The sequence below is a fragment of the Ornithinimicrobium sp. INDO-MA30-4 genome, from assembly GCF_021535045.1.
GTDB lineage: Bacteria > Actinomycetota > Actinomycetes > Actinomycetales > Dermatophilaceae > Ornithinicoccus.
The window spans coordinates 1,884,104-1,903,017 of the sequence record NZ_CP091056.1 but is presented as its reverse complement, the minus strand read 5'-3'; the positions used below and the strand labels follow the sequence as shown (position 1 = coordinate 1,903,017).

The following is an 18,914-nucleotide window of genomic DNA, read 5'->3' as shown; positions in this document are numbered from 1 at the left end:
CAGCAGACATGCTGCGACACTAAGCGCATGGATAACCAGCCCTGGGACCTCGTCGTCGTTGGTGGCGGCACAGCCGGACTCGTCGGAGCAAAGACTGCCGCGAGTCTGGGCGCGCGCGTACTGATGATTGAACGGGAAAACCCTGGCGGTGACTGCCTGTGGACCGGGTGCGTACCCTCCAAGCTCTCCTCGCTGCTGGCGCTGCGGCGGCCACTGCTCGCGACTCGGCCGCGTTTGGCGTGACGACAAGCGACGTCAGGGTCGACTTCCCGGCTGTGATGAGTCACGTGCACGAGTCCATCGCCCACATCGCCCCGGTCGACTCTTTTGAAGCGACCGAAGACGCGGGAGTGAACGTCATCCAGGGGAGGCGATCTTTACCTCGCCGACCACGCTCGAGGTCAACGGCGAAACCATCACCTTCAGCCAGGCGCTGCTGGCGATGGGGGCCACGCCAGCCATGCCGCCGATTCCTGGCCTGGCCGAAGCCGACTACTTGACCAGCGAAACCCTCTGGGACCTGACCGAGTTACCGGATGACCTGGTCATCTTGGGCGGCGGCAGCATTGGTTCCGAGTTGGGCCAGGCCTTTGCCCGGCTAGGTGCCAAGGTCACGATCGTCGAAGGCGCGCCCCGGATCATGCCGCGTGAAGATGAGGACGCTGGAGCCCTCGTCGCTGCTGCGCTCGAGGCCGACGGCGTCACGCTGATGACGGGTCAGAATGTGTCCGCTGTCGAAGGGCGCGAGCTAGTGCTCGAAGGTGGCGCGCGCGTGCCGTTTGGCACCCTCCTCGTCGCTGTCGGGCGCTCCCCGCGCACAACGGGCTTTGGCCTGGACAAGTTGGGCGTTGAGATCGTCAAGGGCGGGTTCTTCGATGTTGACGAGCACCTACGCAGCAAGTCCAACCCCAAGGTCTGGGCGGCGGGCGACCTCAGCGGCTACCCCCAGTTCACCCACACCGCAAGCAGCCACGGCAGCCTGGCGGCCAGCAACGCCATCCTGGGTTTGCCGCGCAAGGTTGACACTTCGGCCATCCCGCGAGTCACCTTCACTCATCCCGAGGTTGCTGCCGTCGGGGTAGCGACCAACCCTGCTCCAGACGGCATCCAGATCAGCACCGTGCAGCACAGCCACACTGACCGCGCCACGGCTGAGGGTCAGCCCGATGGCTTCGCCCGATTGGCAATGGACTCCTCGGGCAAGATCGTTGGCGCCACAATCGTCGGCCCGCGAGCAGGCGAAAGTCTCGGAGAAATTACGCTGGCCGTGGCCAAGGGGCTTAAGACTCGCGACCTGGCCGGGTGATCCACCCGTATCCGACGTACAACGACGCGCCATGGAATGCCGCTGTTGCTGATGCGCGTAAGACGCTGGACAAGCCGATCGTGAAGAAGGCAACGAACATCGTCACAGATCTGCGCCGACGCTGGGTTAACCGCGACTGAGGTGGGGTAAACCGCGGCGGAGATCGAGTTAATCGCTAGAGCAAACTGCGATAGCCCGCGATGATTCGTTGGGTAGCGCTAATGGCCACCACGGCTGCCCAGGCCCAGGCAATCCCCGCCGCATACGCCGGGAAGATCAGCCAAAGCGAGTGGGCTATAACGGTTTCTGTGCCCTCAGCTAGACCACCCAAGAAACTCAAAGAGCGGCCATCCTCCATCGTCCGACCAGTGCGTTCGGCGATGGAGGAAAACCAAAAACACTGCACCGTTGATGTAATAGGCAAAGAGCACCAGCACAAACGGCAGCCAGGACGAGTCATAGCCGGCAACCACGCCATACCCGACTCCTACAACGGCAGCGCCGTAAACTACGAAGTCGGCAGAGATGTCAGGAATCCGCCAGCCTCGGAGTTGTGGCTGCGCCCGCCCGCCGTTGTGCCACCTGCTTTGCGCCGCCTGGCTAACGGTCCATCTAGACCATCGACGAGTCGGTTCAGCAGCCACAAAACCAGCGCCAAACCCCACCACTGCAGGGCCGCCGACCCGGCGCTCGCAAGCCCGATAACTAGGCCCGCCACCGAGAGCCGATCGGGGCTGATCCACGGTCGGTCGAGCGCCTTGGCCGAAGCCTTCATGACGGGATCGAGGACTTGGCGCACGCTGTGATCAAGCATGGTGCAGCATTACACGATTAACTGGTGTCATGACCTCTTTGCGCCGCAGCGCGGCAGGCCTTGGCTTAGCCATGGCCGCATCACTTATTGTGGTCGCTTGTTCAGCCCCTGCCAACGAAGCTGTTCAGGACGATTTGGCTGACCAACCGTGGGAAGACGTGGTTGAGCAGGCGAAGGGGCAAGAGGTTTCTCTGTGGATGTGGGGTGGAGACCCTCAGGGCAATGCCTACGTTGACGACGTCCTGATCCCCGCAGCAGCGCAGGAGGGCGTGACCCTGCGACGGGTCCCAGTGGCCTCCACACAAGATGCGTTGACCCGGGTTTTATCTGAGCGCCAAGCCGGGACAGAGGACGGCGATGTTGATTTGGTGTGGGTCAACGGCGACAACTTCTCGGCAGGGCAACAGGCCGGAGCCTGGCTATGCGGTTGGACCGATCAACTGCCCAACATGGCCTTCACCGACCCTGACGACGAGTTGCTCACTAACGACTTCGGCAATGTTGTCGATGGCTGTGAGGCCCCATGGCACAAGGCTCAGTTCGCTTTTGTCTATGACGAGGAGCGAGTGCCCAACCCGCCGACCAGCCTTGAGGGCATCCTGGAGTGGGCGAGCGAAAACCCCGGACGTTTCACCTACCCTGCGCCGCCGGACTTCACCGGCTCGGTTTTCCTGCGTCAGGCTCTCTATTCAAGCGCTGGTGGTGCCGAAGAGGTTCCTTGGAGTTTGACCAGGACAGCTACGACAAACTCTCACCAGCGCTATTCGAGCGGCTTCAAGAAGTTGAACCTGACCTGTGGCGCGAGGGCGAAACCTACCCACGGGACTCAGTCGCCCTCGATCAATTGTTCATCGACGGCGAGGTCGACTTCACGATGACCTATGGTCCGGCAACGTTGACCCAACTTGTCGAGAACGGCACATTCCCCGAGACCACGCGTGTGCTGCAACTTGATGAGGGCACCGTAGGCAATGCCAGTTTCTTGGCGATGCCTTCCTCTTCGGGGCAACAGGCCGGGGCCAAGGTCGTCGCCAACCTTGCTCTGTCGCCCGAGCAGCAAGCACTCAAGGCAGACCCAGGGGTCTGGGGTCAGTTCACTGTGCTGGACGCTGACCTCTTGGATGACGAAGGGTCCGCGCTTTTCGATGCCATCCCAGATTCCCCGGTGGTGCCGTCATACGCAGAGTTGAGCGAGGGGGCCGACCCGGAGTTGTCGGTAGAGTGGGTGCCCGCCCTTGACGAGGGTTGGCGCACCAACGTGCTCGTCGAGTGATGGGATCGAGACGACTGCTCGCGCCGGCAGCCCTTGTGGTTGGCATCGTGTCGGCAATCTCGATCGTCTCCATCGCGCTCACCGCCTTTGGCCTCATGCCCCTGGTGGGTCAACCGCGATTGAGCACCGATGCTTTTGGCGCACTGTCGAGCGACCTCTGGCTTGGCCTACGGGAGTCGTTCGTGATCGCCACGAGCTCGACCATTCTGGCCCTGATTTTCGGTGTCCCGGCTGGCCTGGCGTTGGTGAGCGTCTCGCGGATCCGGGCTGTGCTCGCCGCCCTGACCAGTGTCATTCTCCCGGTGCCGCACCTGATCGGAGCCGCCTCAGTTGGTCTGCTGCTCTCCGGCGGAGGAGTGCTCCCTCGGTGGTTGGGAGTAGCCCCGAGCGACTGGCCGGCCCTGGTTGCTGGGAGTTTTCCGACGGCCATTGTGATCGAGTTCGCCTGGAAAGAATCGGCCTTTGTTGCCTTCATCATTGCAGCAGCTTTGAGCTCTCGCCTGACGGAGTTGTCGGAGGCTGCCGCTGTCTTAGGGGCAGGCCCGTGGCAGCGTCTTCGTAGGGTAACCCTGCCGATGGCGGCGCCGTCCGCGCTGGCTGGAGCGATCATCATCTATCTCTACACGCTGGGCTCCTACGAGGTGATCTGGCTGCTGGGCCGGTCATATCCCGAGGCGTTGCCAGTGTTGGCCTACCGACTGTTCACGTCCATTGACCTGGCGGCCCGCCCACAAGCAGCAGCGGCAGCTTTGATGGCGATCCTGAGCGCTCTGGCGATTGCTGGTGTCGGCATCGCCGCGTTGCGCCGGGTGGGTGTGCTCCGATGAAGCTTAATGGGGTGCCTTGATGAGCAGGTTTTCGCCGCTGTGGCGATGGGGTGGCGGTGCTCTCTTGTTGTTCTGGTTTGTCTTGCCCCTGTTGCCGATAGTGCTCTGGTCACTCGCCGATCGATGGCCCACTGGCGACCTGCTCCCCACCTGGGGTTTGGTTGGCTGGCGGGAGGCTTATGGGGACCACATGGTGCCCGCCTTGGTGCGCTCCGCTGCGTTGGGGCTCATCGTGGCCGCGATTGCGGTGCCCATCGGTGCCTTAGCTGGCCGCGCGCTCGGCTGGCAGATCGGTGGACGCCACCCTTGGTCGGCCGCTTTGCTCCTGGCGCCGATCGCGTTGCCGCCGTTTGCCCTAGCAATGGGCCTCGATGTGCTGCTCTTGCGGTTGCATATTCCACAACCGGTTGCCGTCGTGGTCCTGCTGGCTGTTTTCGCGGTCCCCTACACGACCTATATCGTGCGCTCGGCATACGCTGGGCTCGATAGTCAGATCGAAGATCAAGCCCGCATGCTGGGTGCCAGTGCCACTCAAGCCACCCGAAAGGTCACCTTGCCCGCTATCGCCCCGGCGCTTTGGGCTGCTGCTGCGATGGCCTTCCTCGTGGGCTGGAGCGACTATGTGATCACCCTCATCATTGGCGGTGGGCGCCTGGTGACTGCTCCGATCTTGGTGGCAGCAAGCGCATCAGGCACCGGCAATGAGCCGCTGACCTCGGCGCTCGCGGTCGCTATCGCTTTGCCCTGGTCGCCGCCTTGCTGATCGGCAGGTTGGTCCGCCGATGATGCGTGTCGAAGGATTGCGGTTTAGCCATCCGGGAGCCGAGAAAGCCACCCTCGACGGCGTCTCACCTGAAGTCTCCGAAGGCTCGATGACAGCGATCGTCGGTGCCTCCGGATCGGGCAAAAGCACCTTGTTGCGGGTGATTTCGGGCCTCAACAGGCCCGAAGCAGGGCATGTGTATGTCGATAGGGTCGTGTGGATGACCTGCCGCCGGAAAAGCGTGGCTTGACGATGATGTTCCAAAACCTCACCTGTTTGATCACCTCAGCGTCCTGGACAACGTCGCCTTCGCGGCGGATGTGGCTGGCGTCAATCGCAGCCATGCCCGGGCAGAGGCCCAACGGTGTTTGGAAATGGTGCGATTGCCCGATATGGGCTGGCGCCGTCCCCGGCAACTGTCGGGTGGCCAAGAGCAACGGGTCGCCCTGGCGCGAGCCCTGGCTGCCAAGCCGCAGGTGCTCCTGCTCGATGAGCCGTTTAGTGCGCTCGACACCGAGTTGCGTCACGACATGCACACTCTCTTAGGCCAAGTCCGGGCCGAGCTGAAGCCGACGATTGTGATGGTCACCCACGACATGGCCGAGGCCGGGTTGGCCGACGACGTCGCTGTGCTGCATGCCTCCAAGATCGCTCAACACGCCCCGCTGGCCGTTTTGTTCGCCGAACCCGCGAGCGTGCAAGTAGCTAGGGTCATGGGTGGGTTTAGCGAAGTGATCGGGGCCCGCGCCGAAGCACACCACACCAGCGCGCTCGGCACCTGGGAAATTCGCTGCGCCGACTCTGGAGCAGGCGTAAATCCATCAGCCATGCTGGTCCGTCGCGAGCAGGTCCAGATCAGCACAGACGGCACGGAAGGTCCCATCGCTGGCCACGTACGGAGTTTGACCTGGGCTGGGTCCAGGCAGATCGCGCGGATAGCAGTCGGCGACGCACTCGAGGTGGCTGGTGAGGTGTCGCTGGGCAACACCGTCTTCGTCGGTCAAAACGTGACGGCGAGCATCGTTGGCCAACCCTGGTGCGTCGACGTTTAAGCGTGTTCCCTCGCATCGAGTAGTTCGGGGCCAGGCAAAGGTGCGCATTCGGGGTGAGGCCGACATGATGGTGCCATGACTGCGCACAGCGATGACTACCAGGCCAACCGCTCCCGTTACGAGGAGATGAACTACCGAAGGGTGGGGAAAAGCGGTCTGGTGTTGCCCGCGGTCTCCCTGGGCTTGTGGCATAACTTCGGGGATGACTTCTCCCTGGATAGCCAGCGGGCAACGCTGCGGGCGGCCTTCGATCTCGGCGTGACGCACTTCGATTTGGCCAACAACTACGGACCGCCGTACGGCTCTGCCGAGCGCAATTTTGGCACCATCTTCGCTCAAGACTTCAAGCGCTACCGCGACGAAATGATCATCAGCTCCAAGGCTGGGTATGACATGTGGCCCGGCCCGTACGGCCAGGGCGGCGGAAGCCGGAAGTACCTCACCGCGTCACTCGACCAGTCGCTGCAACGGATGGGCCTGGACTACGTCGATATCTTCTACAGCCACCGCTTCGACGACGAGACACCGCTCGAAGAAACCATGGGCGCCCTGGACAGCGCCGTTCGCGCGGGCAAGGCGCTCTATGTCGGCATCTCGTCGTATTCGGGACAGCGCACTCGTGAAGCGGTTCAGATCTTGAACGAGATGGGCACCCCGCTGCTGATTCACCAGCCTTCCTACTCCATGCTCAACCGCTGGATTGAAGAAGACTTGCTGGATGCGCTCGGCGACACCGGCACCGGCTGTATTGCCTTCTCGCCGCTGGCTCAGGGGATGCTGACCAATAAATACCTCAATGGCATTCCCGAGGGATCGCGGGCCGCCCAGGGAAAGTCGTTGGACCCATCATTGCTGACGCAAACTTCACTTGCCCATGTCCGCGCACTGAGCGCAATTGCAGAATCACGCGGACAAAGCCTGGCGCAAATGGCCCTTGCGTGGGCCCTGCGCGATGACCGAGTGACATCAGTCTTGGTCGGCGCGAGCAGCGCTGCGCAGCTGGAGAACAGCCTTGGTTCGCTCAACAATTTGGTCTTTAGCCAAAGCGAATTGGAGGCCATTGATGGGCATGCCGTAGAGGCTGGAATAAACTTGTGGAAGACAAGCTCAGATAAGTAAATTTGGTTGTCAAATGTGCTGTGGCGAAAGGCTTCTGGCCGAGAGAGGCTGCCTGCTGGCAACCGGAATTGGCTCCGGAGATTAACCTAGAACGTATAACCCTCTCCAAGGAGCCCCGATGATTACCCCTGAAGAATCGGCGTCCCTGTTGTCAAAACCCCGCCGAGAACGTGCGGATGCTACCCGCAACCGGATTGCCATTTTGGCCGCTACCAACGCTCTCATTGAAGAAGGCATCGATCACGTCACGATGCAGGCTGTCGCTGATAAAGCAAGCGTTGGTGTCGGAACGCTTTACCGACGCTTCGGCGATCGTCGAGGACTGCTTTTGGCCGTCCTCAGCGAAGCCGAAGAGAAGTTTCAAACGAAGTTCCTGCAAGGTCCTGCTCCACTAGGTCCCGGCGAAGACGGCGCGGCTGGCTACGGCCCGCAGTCTCGTATCGAGGCCTTCATGCACGCTTTGCTCGACCACACGATTGTCGACCTGGATCTGCGGATCGCAGTCGACAAGGCAGCGGGCCGAACAGCCGACCCGTATCTCACCTGGCGCCATCACGTCTTAGTGCTGGTCCAGGAGTTGGGCGAAGAAATCGCACCTACCCCCGACTATTGGGCTGACTATCTGCTCGCTGGCCTGTCCCCAGGCTTGGTGCGAGATCAGTTGGCTCGTGGTGAAACCTCCCAAGACCTGCACGGAGGGCTGCAAAGCGTCCTTAATCGGCTGCTGAAGCAGACGTAAACACCTCAGCAGCAGGTGTGACCAAGCACGTGCGCCCCGGAGCATTCGTGAACTGCCAATACATGTTGGTGTAGGCGATCGACTGCTCCGGGCTCAACGGTGCGCCCCACTCGCGCATGTCCTCCGTCGTGTGGGCATCAGAAACCAGCGTGATGTCATAGCCCCGGGCTAAACCGCCATGCAGCGTCGAGCGAATGCACGCGTCTGTTTGCGCGCCCACCAGGATCAAGCGACCCGCCTTGGCCTGGGCCAACTGCTCCGCCAAGTCAGTCGCCTCAAACGCATCGCCGTATTGCTTGTGCACGATCGGCTCATCGGCCCCCGGCATCAACTCAGCAGTGATGCGCCAGTCGTCGGTATCGCGGACAAGGCTGGCATCGCTGTGCTGAACCCAGATCACTGGCACGCTCTGAGCGCGTGCCTCACCAACAAGAGTGGCGATTTTTGCCACGACAGCCCCGGCATTAACGCTAGGAGCCAAGACCCCATTTTGGGCGTCAATCACCAGTAGTGCGGCCTGCGGTCGATCCTCAAAGGTGCTCATGGATCGAGGCTAGCGGCGACCTCTGACAGACCCCTGATGCGCATCAATACCTAGTGGCGCACCAATGCCTAGTCGCGCACCAACTGCAACTGGTGCACGTTGATGTGCTGGGCACGGAAGCCCGCCTCGCAGTAGGCCAAATAAAAGACCCACATGCGGCGGAAACGCTCATCAAAGCCGTGCTGGGCGATGTCGTCCCAGTTGGCCAGGAACGTCTCGCGCCAGCGCAACAAGGTCGCGGCGTAGTGGCGGCCAAAGCTAAGGTCACGGCCGATGTGCAGCGCTGTGTGCTCGCGCAGCACGTCGCTGACTCCGCGGATCGAGGGCAATGTGCCACCGGGGAAGACATACTTCGTGATCCACGACTGCGACTTGCGCGTGGCCACCAAATCTTCGTGGCCAATGATGATCGACTGAATCGCTGCGCGGCCACCAGGTGCCAGAAGCGAGTCGATGGCTGCAAAGTAGGTCGGCCAAAACTCTTCGCCGACCGCCTCAATCATTTCGATGCTGATGATGGCGTCGAATTCGCCGGTGACATCGCGGTAGTCCTGGATGCGCAGGTCCACGCGCTCGCTCAGGCCCGCGGCGTTGACTCGCTCTTGGGCTAAGGCTCGCTGCTCATGCGACAACGTCACGCTGGTCACATGGGCGCCGCGCTGAGCGGCGCGCATCAGGGCAGAGCCCCAGCCCGAGCCGATCTCAAGCACCCGACTGCCTTCGCGGACACCCGCCATATCCATGATCGAATCGATCTTGCGCTGCTGAGCCGCCTCAAAGTCCCCATTGAAGGAGGCTCGTCGGTGTCAAACAGCGCAGAAGAGTACGTCATCGAGGGGTCCAGGAAGCGAGTGAACAGCTCGTTGGAAAGGTCGTAGTGAGCCTCAATGTTGTTTTTGGACCCTTCGCGGGTGTTGCGCGAGTTTTGCGGGGCAGACAAATCGGTGAGGGCGCGCAAAGGCTGCAGGGCGGAAGGAACTAGCTCGCCTAGCTTGGCGGCCCAAGGCTCCAGCAGGTCGGCCAAGTCGTGCCCAGGGCTTCGCGCCAATCGCCTGCCATGTAGGCCTCGCCAAAACCAATTTTGAGGTCGCGAGCAATCCGAGCGAAGAACTGGTCGGTATTGAGCAACTGCATAACGGGAGTCTCGGGGCCGCCGCCGCCAGTGATGCTGCCATCGGGCCACAGCACTCGAGCTCGCACCTTGTCGGCCGCCGAGATAAAGAGCCGCTTGGCGATAGCGCCACGGATCGGGGTGGCGGGGGCAAGTGGCATGACCGGCTGGTCAGACGCAGAGGAAGTGGCTGCGATGTCGGACTGCGTCATCTCAACCCCTTTCGGAGGCTCGTGGTGTGGACGTTCTATTAAGGGCAACTTCTTAGCCCACAGATATATGCCGTGAGCCTTAATTAATGCGCTGACTCGCTGCGACATTAGCGGGTAGCGCACGGTGGTGCGCAGCACTGAGCCGCGGGTTGCTCGCCTCGGTCTCCCGGTGAACGTGGCAGTGAAGTCAGGCTTGGTCTGTACATCGCCGCCACGATGCAAGGTGATCGCGACCGCTACTCGGTCTGGCGATAGCCGAAAGGTCAGTCGGTATCGACCAGTAACGTCGTAGAAGGGTGACACAAAGAATTGTTTATGTGTAACTGCGCTGCCACGGTCGTTGGGCTGCAACAGGTATGCATGCCGCTCGCCATAGGTGTTGTGCACCTCGGCGATGACGCACAAGATCTCGCCGGTGCTCCGGTCCAGGCACCAGTGCACGCTCAGCGGGTCAAACACGTAGCCCAGCACTCGCGCATTCGCGAGCATGACGATCTGCACATCGCGCGGCAGGTCGAAGCCGTTTAGTCGGGCAAATTCAATGACGTTCGCTTTGATGCTCCTGCTGGGATCGCCCAGGTGGTCTTCGGCTGAAAACTGGGACACGCTCGACAACGGGCCGCCAAACTCTGGCAGGTCATCGAGGTCAACGAGCCACTGGTAGACCTCGTGCTTGAGGCCGTGATCGATCGGTCCATGCCGCTGGTGAGCCACCGTGCCAGACACGAGAGCTGGGAGGGTAGGGAGGTCGATCGTCGTCATGCACGCGCCTCCAGGCGAGTGCGCGATTTAGTCCAGAGCGCTGCTGCGTGCCCGGACCGGCAACCATCTTCATGGAATCCCCACCCGTGATACGCACCGGCATACGACGTGCTCGTCGTGTTGAGTGACTCAAGGCGGCGCTGGGCGGCCACTGACTCAGGCGTGTACTCCGGATGCATGTAGTCCATCTCGGCGATGACCTGGGACGGGTCAATCTGGTCGCTCGCGTTAAGCGTGACCAGGTATTGCTGCGAGGAGGCGTGCCCCTGGAGACGGTTCATCCAATAGGTCACCCGGGCGCCATCGGCGACGTCCGCGCAGCCGGTCATGGAGTAGTTCCACGACGCTCGTGCTTGGGCCGCCTTCGGCAACAGCGCCTCATCGGTATGCAGCAGTGTGTGGTTTGGCGAGTAGCCAAAGGCGCCCAGCACGTCGACTTCATCGGTGGTGGGGTCATCAAGCATGGCCAGGGCCTCATCGGCGTGGGTCGCGATCACGACCTGGTCAACGAGTTGCTCGGCGCCGGACTCGGTGACGACTAGGACCTGGTCTGCGTTCGGGCCCATGTCACGGGTCACCTGCACGACCGGATCGCCGGTGCGAATGTCGGTGAGTCGTTGGGCGATGGCCTCGACATACGTTTTGGAGCCGCCAACCACGGTGAACCACCGAGGGCTGTCGGTCAGGCTCAGCAGGCCGTGGTGGTCGAGAAACTGAAACAGGTAGCGCGCTGGGTAGCGCAACGCCAACTCGTTGCCGGAGCTCCAGACGCAGGAAACAACGGGCACCGCGTAGTGCTGGGTGAAGTAGTCATCGAAGCCTGACGCGGCCAACCAATCACCGAGTGGAGTGAGGTCGTCTCTGTCGCCGGCGGCGAGAAACTCTTTCGCGGCCGCGTTGAAGCGGCGCACCGAGAGCAACAATGATCGGAAGCGCTTGTCAGCGAGCTGCTTGGGGTTGGCAAGAATGCCCTTGAGCCCACGTCCGCCAGCGAATTCCAGCCCGCAGCCCTGGCACGAGATGCTCATGCTCATCTCGGTGGGGAAAACCTCGATGCTCAATTCTTTAAAGAGTTGGCGCAGAAGGGGGTATGTTCGATCATTGTGCACGATGAAGCCGGAATCGACTGGGTAATTGCGCCCGTCTGGGTCCGCAACGTCATGCGTGGGGGTGCCCGCCCAACCGGGACTCCACCTCATACACGCTCACGCGGTGGGTTTCTCGAAGTTCGTAAGCTGCGGTCAGGCCGGAAATGCCAGAACCAATCACGGCAACGCTGGGCTGCTGGGTCACGAGAACTCCATATCGGTCGTACGGTAGGGGATAACAATCCTTCGACAATCTAAAGGCTACTAGGCAGTTGACTTCTCAACCTCGCGGGGTATTCGGAGCCGAGGGCCCAACTGGACGGGTCACCGGCTCTGACGTCGCGCACGCCATCCGCAGATTGTCGCTGCGGTCTCAGGATTACACCGAAGCGGTAGGCCACCACATGCAGGTGCACCGCACTGATCTTGCTGCCCTGAACGTCATTTCACTGGCGGAAGGGCGGGGTGAATCGATGACTCCGAGCAAGTTGGCGCGCTCACTCTTGATGTCCGCAGCAGCAATGACCGCCCTGGTGGATCGACTCGTCAAGGCCGGCCACCTCGAGCGCCACCCTGACCCGAATGATCGGCGGCGCACCCATCTGCGGGTGACCCGCACCGCGAGTGTCGCGGGTCGTGTCATGTTCGGGCCGATGGCCGAGCAGATTCGCCAGGCTGCCGAGGCCTATTCACCCGAAGAACTCGCCCTGGTGGTCAAGGTTTGGCCGACATTGAGGCGGCGATCAATCACGATGGCGTGGCCGATGTCCCGCTTGAGCCTAGAGTTAGTGACCATGAACCTGGCTGACCTGATTGCGGCACTGCCCGGCGCCACCACCATCACGGCGCACCCCGACACCCCCAGCGGTGTCGAAGTCACCGGCGTGACGCATCAGGCTGACTGGGTGAAGCCCGGCGAGGCCTTTGTCGCGATCAAGGGGGCCAGATTCGACGGGCACACCTTTATCGAAAAGGCCGTCGAGAGTGGCGCGGTCGCCGTCATTGGTGAGGGGCTACCGCCAGACCTGCCCTGCCCCGTTCCGTATGTGCAGGTGCCGGTTGCTCGCGAAGCGCTCGCCGACGCTGCAGCCGCGGTGATGGGCTATCCCAGTCGGGCCATGCAGATTGTCGGGATTACCGGCACCGACGGCAAGACCACGACGTCAGCGATCGCCCGCCACGTCTTGCGCGCCGGGGGACTGGCGACCGGCCTGCTGAGCACGGTTGGTTACGAGTTGCCCGACGGCATTCTGCGTCAGCCTCCGCAGCACTTCACCACCCCGAAGCGCCACAAGTGCAGGCCATCCTGGCCGAGATGGCTGACGCGCGGGCCCAGGCCGCCGTCGTCGAGACCTCCAGCCACGCACTGTCGATGGACCGGGTCCGCGCGGTCGAATACGACATCGCCGTCTGGACCAACCTGACTAGCGAACACCTCGACTTCCACAAGACGATGGAGGGCTACTTTAGCGCCAAGGCTGCGCTGGTCCAGCGCGCCGACAAGGCCGTCCTGAATGCCGACGACGAGTGGATTGACCGCCTGGTCGAGTTGAGCGACGACTATGTGACCTACAGCGTTGAGGGGCGCGAGGCAGACTGGCAGGCCAGCGACATCGTCGAAGGCCCCAACGACCTGCGCTTCACGGTCACCTCACCGGCTGGCAAAGCTCAAGCAGTGTTGCCGATGATCGGTCGGTTTAACGTGGCCAACGCGCTAGCTGCCCTGGCCGCTGCTGACCAGGTGGGCCTCAAACTCGATCACTCGATTGCCGGTTTAGCAAACTTCCCCGGCGTCGCTGGCCGAATGGAAATGGTCTATCGCACCTCGGGGCAGCCGCGAGTGATTGTCGACTTCGCGCATACCCCGCCGAGTCTGGAGAAGGCGCTCGACACGGTGCGCGTCACCACCAAGGTGACCTGTGGGTGGTGCTGGGCTCTGCTGGTGGACCGCGAGACCCGAGCAAGCGAGCCCCACTTGGCGAGGCGGCAACCCGTAAGGCCGATCACGCCGTCTTCACCGAAGAAGATCACCGCGACACGCCCCTGGTCGACATTCTCGAAGAGATGGAGCGAGGAGCGCGCGAAGTCGGGCGCGACAACTTCACCTCGATCGGCGATCGCGTCGAAGCAATCCGGTATGCGGTGGCCAACGCCAAACCCGAGGACACCGTGTTGTTGGCGGGCAAGGGCCAGAAGCCACGCTCGAGCGTGACACCGAAACGATCGAGTGGGACGAGATGGGTCAGGCCGTGAGCGCTCTAGCCGAACGCGGCTAGAACGTCTGCGCGGCTGACCTCGGCAACGCTGGCCGCTGCCCAGGTGGGATTGCGGTCTTTGTCGATGACCTGGGCGCGCACGCCTTCGAGGAAGTCAGGGTGACGGATAAACGCCGCACCCAGCACCTTGTCTTGGTCAAGCACCTGGCGCACCGTCATTGACTCGGCGCGGCGGAAGGCCTCCAGCGTGATGGCGATCGAATGCGGTGAGCGGGTCGCCAAGAGGGCTCCGGTTTCTTGGGCACTGGGGTTCTCATGGGCCTTCAGCGCCTCGATGATGGCCGCTGCATCATCCCCGCGGTAGCACTCATCGATCCAGTCTTGGTGCTCAGCCAAGCTGGGCGTCACGTCGACGCTGGGCAGAGCATCGAGATCCCAGCGCCGGTTGCCATCCGCGTCGTCGTTGAGGGCGCGGGTCAGGCTGGCTTTGATCTCGTCCTTTGAGTCGCTGGGCACAATGCGGTCGGCGATTCCGAGCAAGACTGCGTCGCCAGCGTTAACCGGCAAGCCGGTCAGTGCCATGTGAAGGCCGAGTTGGCCCGGCGCGTTGGCCAGGAACCACAGACCGCCAACATCGGGGAAGAAGCCGATGATCGTCTCTGGCATCGCCAGCGAGGTCCGTTCGGTCACCAAACGATGCGCGCCGTGGGCCGAGACGCCAACGCCGCCGCCCATGACGATCCCGTCCATCCAGGCCACGTATGGCTTGGGGTAGGTGGCGATCGCATAGTTCAGGGCGTATTCGTGAGCCCAAAGCTCATCGCCAATGGCACGTTGTCTGCCAGTACCGCGTCGCGGAGGGCGCGAACATCGCCACCAGCGCACAGGCCCCGCTCGCCCGCGCCCTCAATCCACACCCCACGCACCTCGGGCTGATCGCGCCAGGCGTTGACCGCGGTGAGCGCGATGCTGACCATCTCGTCATTCAACGCATTGATCGCACGTGGCCGGTTCAGGGTGATGACCCCGAGGCTGTCCTCGACAGTGCGCAGGACGAGGGCGTCTTCGGCTTCGGTGGGTTGGCTCATGCCCCGAGGCTAGGCGCGATTGTCGGTAGCCGCACGTAGACTCGCCACTATGGGAAAGGCATCACGACGTAAGCGCCAAGCTGAGGGCGCCAAGAATGACCCGGCAAGCCGTAAGGCTCCTTTGTGGCTCGCCCCTTTGCGGGTCTAGCCAACGAAGGTGACTGGGTGGCCATGCGGGAGATCGTGCCATCGGCCACCGCGCCGATCACGGTCAAGCTGCCCGAGCAGGGCGAAGTGCAGGTCACGCTGGCCACGGTGCTGCCGGGCGCGATGCCTGGTCTGCACCGCGAAGACGGTGAAATGTTGGTCGCGTTGCAGTCACGCACCTCCAGCGGCGACGCTAGCCGTGACATCGCAGCAGCCATCATTGCGGTGGCTGGCACCGAGCCGGGCACCCCTCACGTCAGTCCCCGCCGCGACGGAGGCCACCCCTCGCCTCCAGGATCTGCTGGTCAAGGAAGCGATCTGGAGCCGACCGTGCACGAAGACTTCGCCTTCTGGGTGGGCGACGCCGAAGCCACGCCCGAGGTTGCATCAGCGTTGGAAGCCACCAATGACGCAGCGGCCCCAACGGCCAAGATCGACTCAGTGGAGTCGGCCTACTGGACCAAGATGGGCGAGCGCACCTACATCCGATGGATCTTGAGCGACAACGAAGATCTGGCTACTAAGGCCCTAGCCCGCTTGCAGGCCGCTGGCGAGCACACACTGGGCGGCGACTCGGTCTTGCTCGGTGCCTTCCGGGCTGCCGGTTTGTTGGCTCCGGTCCTCGAGGTTCCCGCCGACACCGAGGCCGCAGAGCACGGTGAGGCACTCGCCGCGTTGGCCAAGCGCTACGAAAAGGCACTCAAGGTTGACACTGCGTTGACCCCCGATGAGCGTCGGGCGCGTGAAGGCCTGGTCAGTCGCCAGGTCACCCTGCGCTGATCGACTGAGCCCGACACCTCATGACCTCGGTCGTGGCCATCGTCCCGGCCAAAGACGAAGCAACGCGGATCGTGGCGACCCTGCATGGAGTCGCCACGATCCCCGGTGTCGTGGCCATTGTGGTGGTCGACGACGGCAGCGGTGATCAGACCTACGAGAGGGCTCTCGCTCAGCGAGACACCACACCTCTGCCCATCGCGGTGGCGCGTCATCCCGGCAATCGTGGCAAGGCTGCTGCCATGGCGACGGGGGCTAAGATCGCCGCTGCCCGCTACCCCGACGCGGCATTGCTCTTTGTTGATGCTGACTTAGAGGGCAGCGCCGCCGAGTTAGCAGTGTTGTGCGAGCCAGTGTTGGCTGGTGAAGCAGACATGACGATTGCGGTTTTGCCACCGCAGCAGCGTGCGGGCGGGGGCTTCGGCTTCGTCATGCGATTGGCCCGCGAGGGCATTATGGAGCGCACCGGCTGGGAGGCCAGCGCACCACTGAGTGGTCAGCGATGTTTGTCCAGGGCTGCTTTGACGCAGCATCACCGTTGGCTCGTGGGTGGGGCGTCGAAGTGGGCCTCACCATTGACGTCTTGCGAGCTGGCCAGAGGGTGTTGGAAGTGCCGGCTCAGCTAGCGCACCGGGTGACCGGCAAAGACTGGCGCTCGCAGGTGCACCGGGCTAAGCAATATCGCGACGTGTGGTTTGCGCTGCGCGCTCGCTAAACCCTGTTGCGCTTAAGACCAGCCCAGCACCGATAGCCACGGTCAGACCCAGAGCGGCCACCGCGATCCCGGAGTCATTGAGCACCCAGCCCAAGAACCAGCAGGCCAAGAGCGCCATAGCGCCAGCTCGCATCATCGGGGTCTGCCAGACCTTGGAGGTCGGCCGAGCAACGACCCAGGCCACCAGAAGCAGCACGACCACCGCAATCCACGACGCGGGATAGGCAATCAGGATGCCTACGCTCTGATCGAGTTTGCGGGTGACGATCTGCCAGGCTTCACCGTCAATCACGGCTTGGACGAACTCACCCAAGTGCGTGCGTGAGCCAGCCGGGCGCAGGAAGTCAATGATCATCAGCGAGCCAGCGACACCCAGCGCCACGAGCGCGATCAGCCCGGCGCGAGCCCAGGTCAGCCGTTGACCAGCGGCAAAAGTGCTAGCACGCCAGTCGACACCACCATCGCGGGGACGCCGCCGAAGTCCGCGCCCCAGGCCGGCACGCCATCGATGGCGGTGGCCAACAGGCCGATGAGGATCACCGATCCGGCCGCCAATCGGGGCCGGGAGCGCCACCATGAAGCAACACAGGCTGCCAGGATCAATGCTGCCGCTGACAGGATCCCGAAGGCCACATTGCCGACACCGTAGAACCGGCCAGCCGTGATTGGGTTAACGCCAAGCGGCGAGATCAGGCCCAATGGGCCACCGAGCACGACATCGACGGACAGCAGTGTCAGCGTGATGGCTGCGATGATCGCCATTGGCCCACGGGCATCACGGCGCCACGGCCCAGCCCACGCGATGGCGACAACAACGAGATCGAGCAGCACTGTGACGATCACCGCGAGCGCAGCAGAAAGGCCCATATTGGTCATCGGCCAACTGCCCTGGGTTGGGGCCCACCAAGGCAGGAGTGAACTGGCATAGGCAGCGGCAGGGGCAGCCATCACGGCCGAGCCAGCCACCGCCCGCCAGCGGCTTTGCGGCTGATCAGGGCGACCACGAGGCCGAGGCCAAAGATGGCGACCAAACCCAGGACATACGGCGCTTGCGTGAGGCTGACAAGCGTGGCCGCTGTGGCGGTGGAGGCCAACGCGTCAAGATCGTTGTCTCTCCCACCGGAATCGGGGAGGCCGTCGGTGTCGGGCAGGTAGCGAACAGGCAGGCCAGCGACTTCCTCAGGGATGTCATAGCCCAGAGACGTCAAGATGGTGGCGCTGAGGTCGGTTGTTTGTGCCAAACCAGGCTGGCGGGTTGAGGTCGAGGTGATCAACGTCGGCGGCGACATTGAGCTCGTGTGCGCCATCACGACCGGGTGGACGGCCGGCGCAGCGAGATCGCCGCGATCGGCGAGCCCGGCCACGATGAGCAGGGTGTTATCGGGCAGCGACTCCCGCGCCGAGGCGAGGGACGTGTCGATCTGAGCTGGCGACATACCCACGGTGTCGATGAGGTCGAGGCGGCAGTCGCCTACGCCGGGCCAATCGGCCAGGTTGCCATCCCGCGCGTTGGCCACGTCACCTGAGCGGTCAGCGGCGCCGAGAGCAGCCAAAGGGCCGGTGGCTTGGACGCAGTCGCTGCCAGCGATCACCGTTTGGCCTAACGTCCCCAACTCCGCCACCAGCGATTGGTCGTCGGCGTAGTCCTGCCAGGCCGACCAGCTCGCCTGCGGATTGACCGGGATTGCGCACGGTGTGACGGAAGCAGTGTTGATGCTGGCGGCCCGTTGGCCAGCCCCAGGGTCAACCACCCGTCGCTGGCACAGGTATGCAGGTTCGTGCCTCGGACAATCAGGTTGCCTGCAACATTGGTCTGGGCCATCTGCCGGGTGGCGGGCATATCGTCCAGGTCGGCCCAGCCCCAGTCATCAATGCCGACGACCACGACATGTTCGGTGGCTTCGCGAGATAGCAAAACGTTGCCCCGATCAGCAGGCCCGATGACGGCGGCCACGAAAATGCTGAGCAACGTGAGCGAGAGCAATACGAAGGGCAGTAGGCCGCCTTCGACGGCTTTCACCCCACGCTGGGTGGTCATGCCGGCAGCCTCACGACCAAGCTTGCTGGGTTGACCTTGACGTCCAGCTCGATGGCTTCACCGAGGGTGTCGCCGTCGATCTGAACTTGCACCGGCTCGGCGGTCTTGACTCGGAAGCGCTCGGAATTGAAGCGCTCCACGCGATCGTGGCCATATTTGTGGCGGGTGGCGATTTGCGTCGCGACGGTCGCCCATCCGGAGACGCCCTTGGGAGCCAACACGATGGCATCGAGGCGCCCGTTGTCGGAGGCGGCTTCAGGCAGCAAGACGACGCCGCCCTGCAGTTTACCGACGTTGCCGATGATGATGGTGCGCATTTTGCG

At 62.9% G+C, this 18,914-nt stretch carries 29 protein-coding genes and 1 pseudogene; 15 read left to right on the top strand and 15 right to left on the bottom strand.

Going from position 1 to position 18,914, the window contains the following annotated elements; genetic code table 11:
• Positions 1-27: 27 nt before the first annotated feature.
• The 3 genes from L0A91_RS11360 (at position 28) to L0A91_RS11350 (ending at position 1,446) form a co-directional block, all read left to right on the top strand.
• Positions 28-243: an FAD-dependent oxidoreductase gene (locus L0A91_RS11360; protein WP_235244541.1), complete on the top strand. Its 216-nt coding sequence runs from the start codon at positions 28-30 to the stop codon at positions 241-243.
• 130 nt (positions 244-373) lie between these two features.
• Positions 374-1,306 carry an FAD-dependent oxidoreductase gene (locus tag L0A91_RS11355; RefSeq protein ID WP_311198164.1) on the top strand — a complete coding sequence of 311 codons (933 nt, stop codon included), beginning with the start codon at positions 374-376 and terminating at the stop codon, positions 1,304-1,306.
• Positions 1,303-1,446, top strand: coding sequence for a hypothetical protein (locus L0A91_RS11350; protein WP_235244540.1), 144 nt, complete (start codon positions 1,303-1,305; stop codon positions 1,444-1,446). The genes L0A91_RS11355 and L0A91_RS11350 overlap by 4 nt, the downstream gene beginning before the upstream one ends.
• Positions 1,447-1,481: 35 nt before the next feature.
• Here the strand turns inward: L0A91_RS11350 and L0A91_RS11345 are convergent, their stop codons facing one another.
• Entirely contained in the window at positions 1,482-1,664 is a 183-nt protein-coding gene (locus L0A91_RS11345) for a hypothetical protein (protein WP_235244539.1), read from the bottom strand.
• A gap of 150 nt (positions 1,665-1,814) precedes the next feature.
• Positions 1,815-2,120 carry a CDP-alcohol phosphatidyltransferase family protein gene (locus tag L0A91_RS11340; protein WP_235244538.1) on the bottom strand — a complete coding sequence of 102 codons (306 nt, stop codon included), beginning with the start codon at positions 2,118-2,120 and terminating at the stop codon, positions 1,815-1,817.
• Between the two features lie 29 nt (positions 2,121-2,149).
• Between L0A91_RS11340 and L0A91_RS11335 the strand changes: the two genes are divergently transcribed.
• From L0A91_RS11335 to L0A91_RS11300, 8 genes are all read left to right on the top strand, one after another.
• Positions 2,150-2,998 (top strand): ABC transporter substrate-binding protein, encoded by an 849-nt coding sequence (locus L0A91_RS11335; RefSeq protein ID WP_235244537.1) that lies wholly within the window; start codon positions 2,150-2,152, stop codon positions 2,996-2,998.
• A complete protein-coding gene (locus tag L0A91_RS11330; RefSeq protein WP_311197798.1) occupies positions 2,995-3,393 on the top strand; it encodes a hypothetical protein in 399 nt (132 codons plus the stop codon). The genes L0A91_RS11335 and L0A91_RS11330 overlap by 4 nt, the downstream gene beginning before the upstream one ends.
• Positions 3,394-3,440: 47 nt before the next feature.
• Positions 3,441-4,220 (top strand): ABC transporter permease, encoded by a 780-nt coding sequence (locus tag L0A91_RS11325; protein WP_235244534.1) that lies wholly within the window; start codon positions 3,441-3,443, stop codon positions 4,218-4,220.
• A 19-nt stretch (positions 4,221-4,239) separates the two neighbouring features.
• Positions 4,240-4,983 carry an ABC transporter permease gene (locus L0A91_RS11320; RefSeq protein ID WP_235244533.1) on the top strand — a complete coding sequence of 248 codons (744 nt, stop codon included), beginning with the start codon at positions 4,240-4,242 and terminating at the stop codon, positions 4,981-4,983.
• 19 nt (positions 4,984-5,002) lie between these two features.
• Positions 5,003-5,233 carry an ATP-binding cassette domain-containing protein gene (locus L0A91_RS17575; RefSeq protein WP_260115202.1) on the top strand — a complete coding sequence of 77 codons (231 nt, stop codon included), beginning with the start codon at positions 5,003-5,005 and terminating at the stop codon, positions 5,231-5,233.
• A 70-nt stretch (positions 5,234-5,303) separates the two neighbouring features.
• The gene (locus tag L0A91_RS19070) at positions 5,304-6,035 is read left to right on the top strand and encodes an ATP-binding cassette domain-containing protein (protein WP_311197797.1); all 732 of its coding nucleotides are present in this window, start codon (positions 5,304-5,306) and stop codon (positions 6,033-6,035) included.
• A 75-nt stretch (positions 6,036-6,110) separates the two neighbouring features.
• A complete protein-coding gene (mgrA, locus tag L0A91_RS11305; protein ID WP_235244532.1) occupies positions 6,111-7,154 on the top strand; it encodes an L-glyceraldehyde 3-phosphate reductase in 1,044 nt (347 codons plus the stop codon).
• 118 nt (positions 7,155-7,272) lie between these two features.
• Positions 7,273-7,893: a TetR/AcrR family transcriptional regulator gene (locus tag L0A91_RS11300; RefSeq protein ID WP_235244531.1), complete on the top strand. Its 621-nt coding sequence runs from the start codon at positions 7,273-7,275 to the stop codon at positions 7,891-7,893.
• Here L0A91_RS11300 and L0A91_RS11295 read toward each other — a convergent pair.
• The 6 genes from L0A91_RS11295 to L0A91_RS11275 all read right to left on the bottom strand — a co-directional run bounded on the left by L0A91_RS11295 (position 7,868) and on the right by L0A91_RS11275 (position 11,815).
• Complete coding sequence (locus L0A91_RS11295; RefSeq protein WP_235244530.1) at positions 7,868-8,437, bottom strand: isochorismatase family protein; 570 nt, start codon at positions 8,435-8,437, stop codon at positions 7,868-7,870. The two genes, L0A91_RS11300 and L0A91_RS11295, sit on opposite strands and share 26 nt — an antisense overlap.
• 68 nt (positions 8,438-8,505) lie before the next feature.
• Complete coding sequence (locus L0A91_RS11290; RefSeq protein ID WP_397333709.1) at positions 8,506-9,180, bottom strand: class I SAM-dependent methyltransferase; 675 nt, start codon at positions 9,178-9,180, stop codon at positions 8,506-8,508.
• The gene (locus tag L0A91_RS19945) at positions 9,111-9,377 is read right to left on the bottom strand and encodes a class I SAM-dependent methyltransferase (RefSeq protein ID WP_397333875.1); all 267 of its coding nucleotides are present in this window, start codon (positions 9,375-9,377) and stop codon (positions 9,111-9,113) included. The genes L0A91_RS11290 and L0A91_RS19945 overlap by 70 nt, the downstream gene beginning before the upstream one ends.
• Before the next feature lie 47 nt (positions 9,378-9,424).
• A complete protein-coding gene (locus tag L0A91_RS11285; RefSeq protein WP_235244529.1) occupies positions 9,425-10,522 on the bottom strand; it encodes a DUF1365 domain-containing protein in 1,098 nt (365 codons plus the stop codon).
• Complete coding sequence (locus L0A91_RS11280; RefSeq protein WP_235244528.1) at positions 10,519-11,631, bottom strand: NAD(P)/FAD-dependent oxidoreductase; 1,113 nt, start codon at positions 11,629-11,631, stop codon at positions 10,519-10,521. The genes L0A91_RS11285 and L0A91_RS11280 overlap by 4 nt, the downstream gene beginning before the upstream one ends.
• A gap of 49 nt (positions 11,632-11,680) precedes the next feature.
• On the bottom strand, positions 11,681-11,815 hold the full coding sequence (locus tag L0A91_RS11275) for an FAD-dependent oxidoreductase (protein WP_235244527.1): 135 nt from the start codon (positions 11,813-11,815) through the stop codon (positions 11,681-11,683).
• A gap of 199 nt (positions 11,816-12,014) precedes the next feature.
• Between L0A91_RS11275 and L0A91_RS11270 the strand changes: the two are divergent.
• Positions 12,015-13,285 (top strand): annotated as a pseudogene (locus L0A91_RS11270) (Mur ligase family protein); the annotation flags it as partial.
• 248 nt (positions 13,286-13,533) lie between these two features.
• On the top strand, positions 13,534-13,863 hold the full coding sequence (locus L0A91_RS19940) for a glutamate ligase domain-containing protein (RefSeq protein ID WP_397333874.1): 330 nt from the start codon (positions 13,534-13,536) through the stop codon (positions 13,861-13,863).
• Positions 13,864-13,868: 5 nt separating this feature from the next.
• Here L0A91_RS19940 and L0A91_RS11260 read toward each other — a convergent pair whose 3' ends face one another.
• Positions 13,869-14,711, bottom strand: coding sequence for a 3-hydroxyisobutyryl-CoA hydrolase (locus tag L0A91_RS11260; RefSeq protein WP_260115201.1), 843 nt, complete (start codon positions 14,709-14,711; stop codon positions 13,869-13,871).
• Positions 14,618-14,914, bottom strand: a complete 297-nt coding sequence (locus L0A91_RS17565) for an enoyl-CoA hydratase/isomerase family protein (protein WP_260115200.1) — start codon at positions 14,912-14,914, stop codon at positions 14,618-14,620. The genes L0A91_RS11260 and L0A91_RS17565 overlap by 94 nt, the downstream gene beginning before the upstream one ends.
• Positions 14,915-15,037: 123 nt before the next feature.
• Between L0A91_RS17565 and L0A91_RS11255 the strand changes: the two genes are divergently transcribed.
• Together L0A91_RS11255 and L0A91_RS11250 are read left to right on the top strand one after the other, a co-directional pair.
• On the top strand, positions 15,038-15,841 hold the full coding sequence (locus L0A91_RS11255) for a DUF5926 family protein (protein ID WP_235244524.1): 804 nt from the start codon (positions 15,038-15,040) through the stop codon (positions 15,839-15,841).
• 20 nt (positions 15,842-15,861) lie between these two features.
• Complete coding sequence (locus L0A91_RS11250; RefSeq protein ID WP_235244523.1) at positions 15,862-16,464, top strand: glycosyltransferase family 2 protein; 603 nt, start codon at positions 15,862-15,864, stop codon at positions 16,462-16,464.
• 45 nt (positions 16,465-16,509) lie between these two features.
• On the opposite strand, the gene L0A91_RS11245 is transcribed toward L0A91_RS11250, so the two are convergent.
• From L0A91_RS11245 to L0A91_RS11225, 5 genes are read right to left on the bottom strand one after another with little or no spacing between them, the layout of a single operon-like run.
• Positions 16,510-16,935 (bottom strand): hypothetical protein, encoded by a 426-nt coding sequence (locus L0A91_RS11245; protein ID WP_235244522.1) that lies wholly within the window; start codon positions 16,933-16,935, stop codon positions 16,510-16,512.
• 29 nt (positions 16,936-16,964) lie between these two features.
• Positions 16,965-17,519 (bottom strand): hypothetical protein, encoded by a 555-nt coding sequence (locus tag L0A91_RS11240; RefSeq protein WP_235244521.1) that lies wholly within the window; start codon positions 17,517-17,519, stop codon positions 16,965-16,967.
• Positions 17,501-18,175, bottom strand: coding sequence for a hypothetical protein (locus L0A91_RS11235; RefSeq protein ID WP_235244519.1), 675 nt, complete (start codon positions 18,173-18,175; stop codon positions 17,501-17,503). Before L0A91_RS11235 ends, L0A91_RS11240 begins: the two co-directional genes overlap by 19 nt.
• Positions 18,154-18,591, bottom strand: coding sequence for a hypothetical protein (locus L0A91_RS11230; RefSeq protein WP_235244517.1), 438 nt, complete (start codon positions 18,589-18,591; stop codon positions 18,154-18,156). Before L0A91_RS11230 ends, L0A91_RS11235 begins: the two co-directional genes overlap by 22 nt.
• Positions 18,588-18,908, bottom strand: coding sequence for a diacylglycerol kinase family protein (locus L0A91_RS11225; protein WP_235244516.1), 321 nt, complete (start codon positions 18,906-18,908; stop codon positions 18,588-18,590). The genes L0A91_RS11230 and L0A91_RS11225 overlap by 4 nt, the downstream gene beginning before the upstream one ends.
• Between the last annotated feature and the right edge of the window lie 6 nt (positions 18,909-18,914).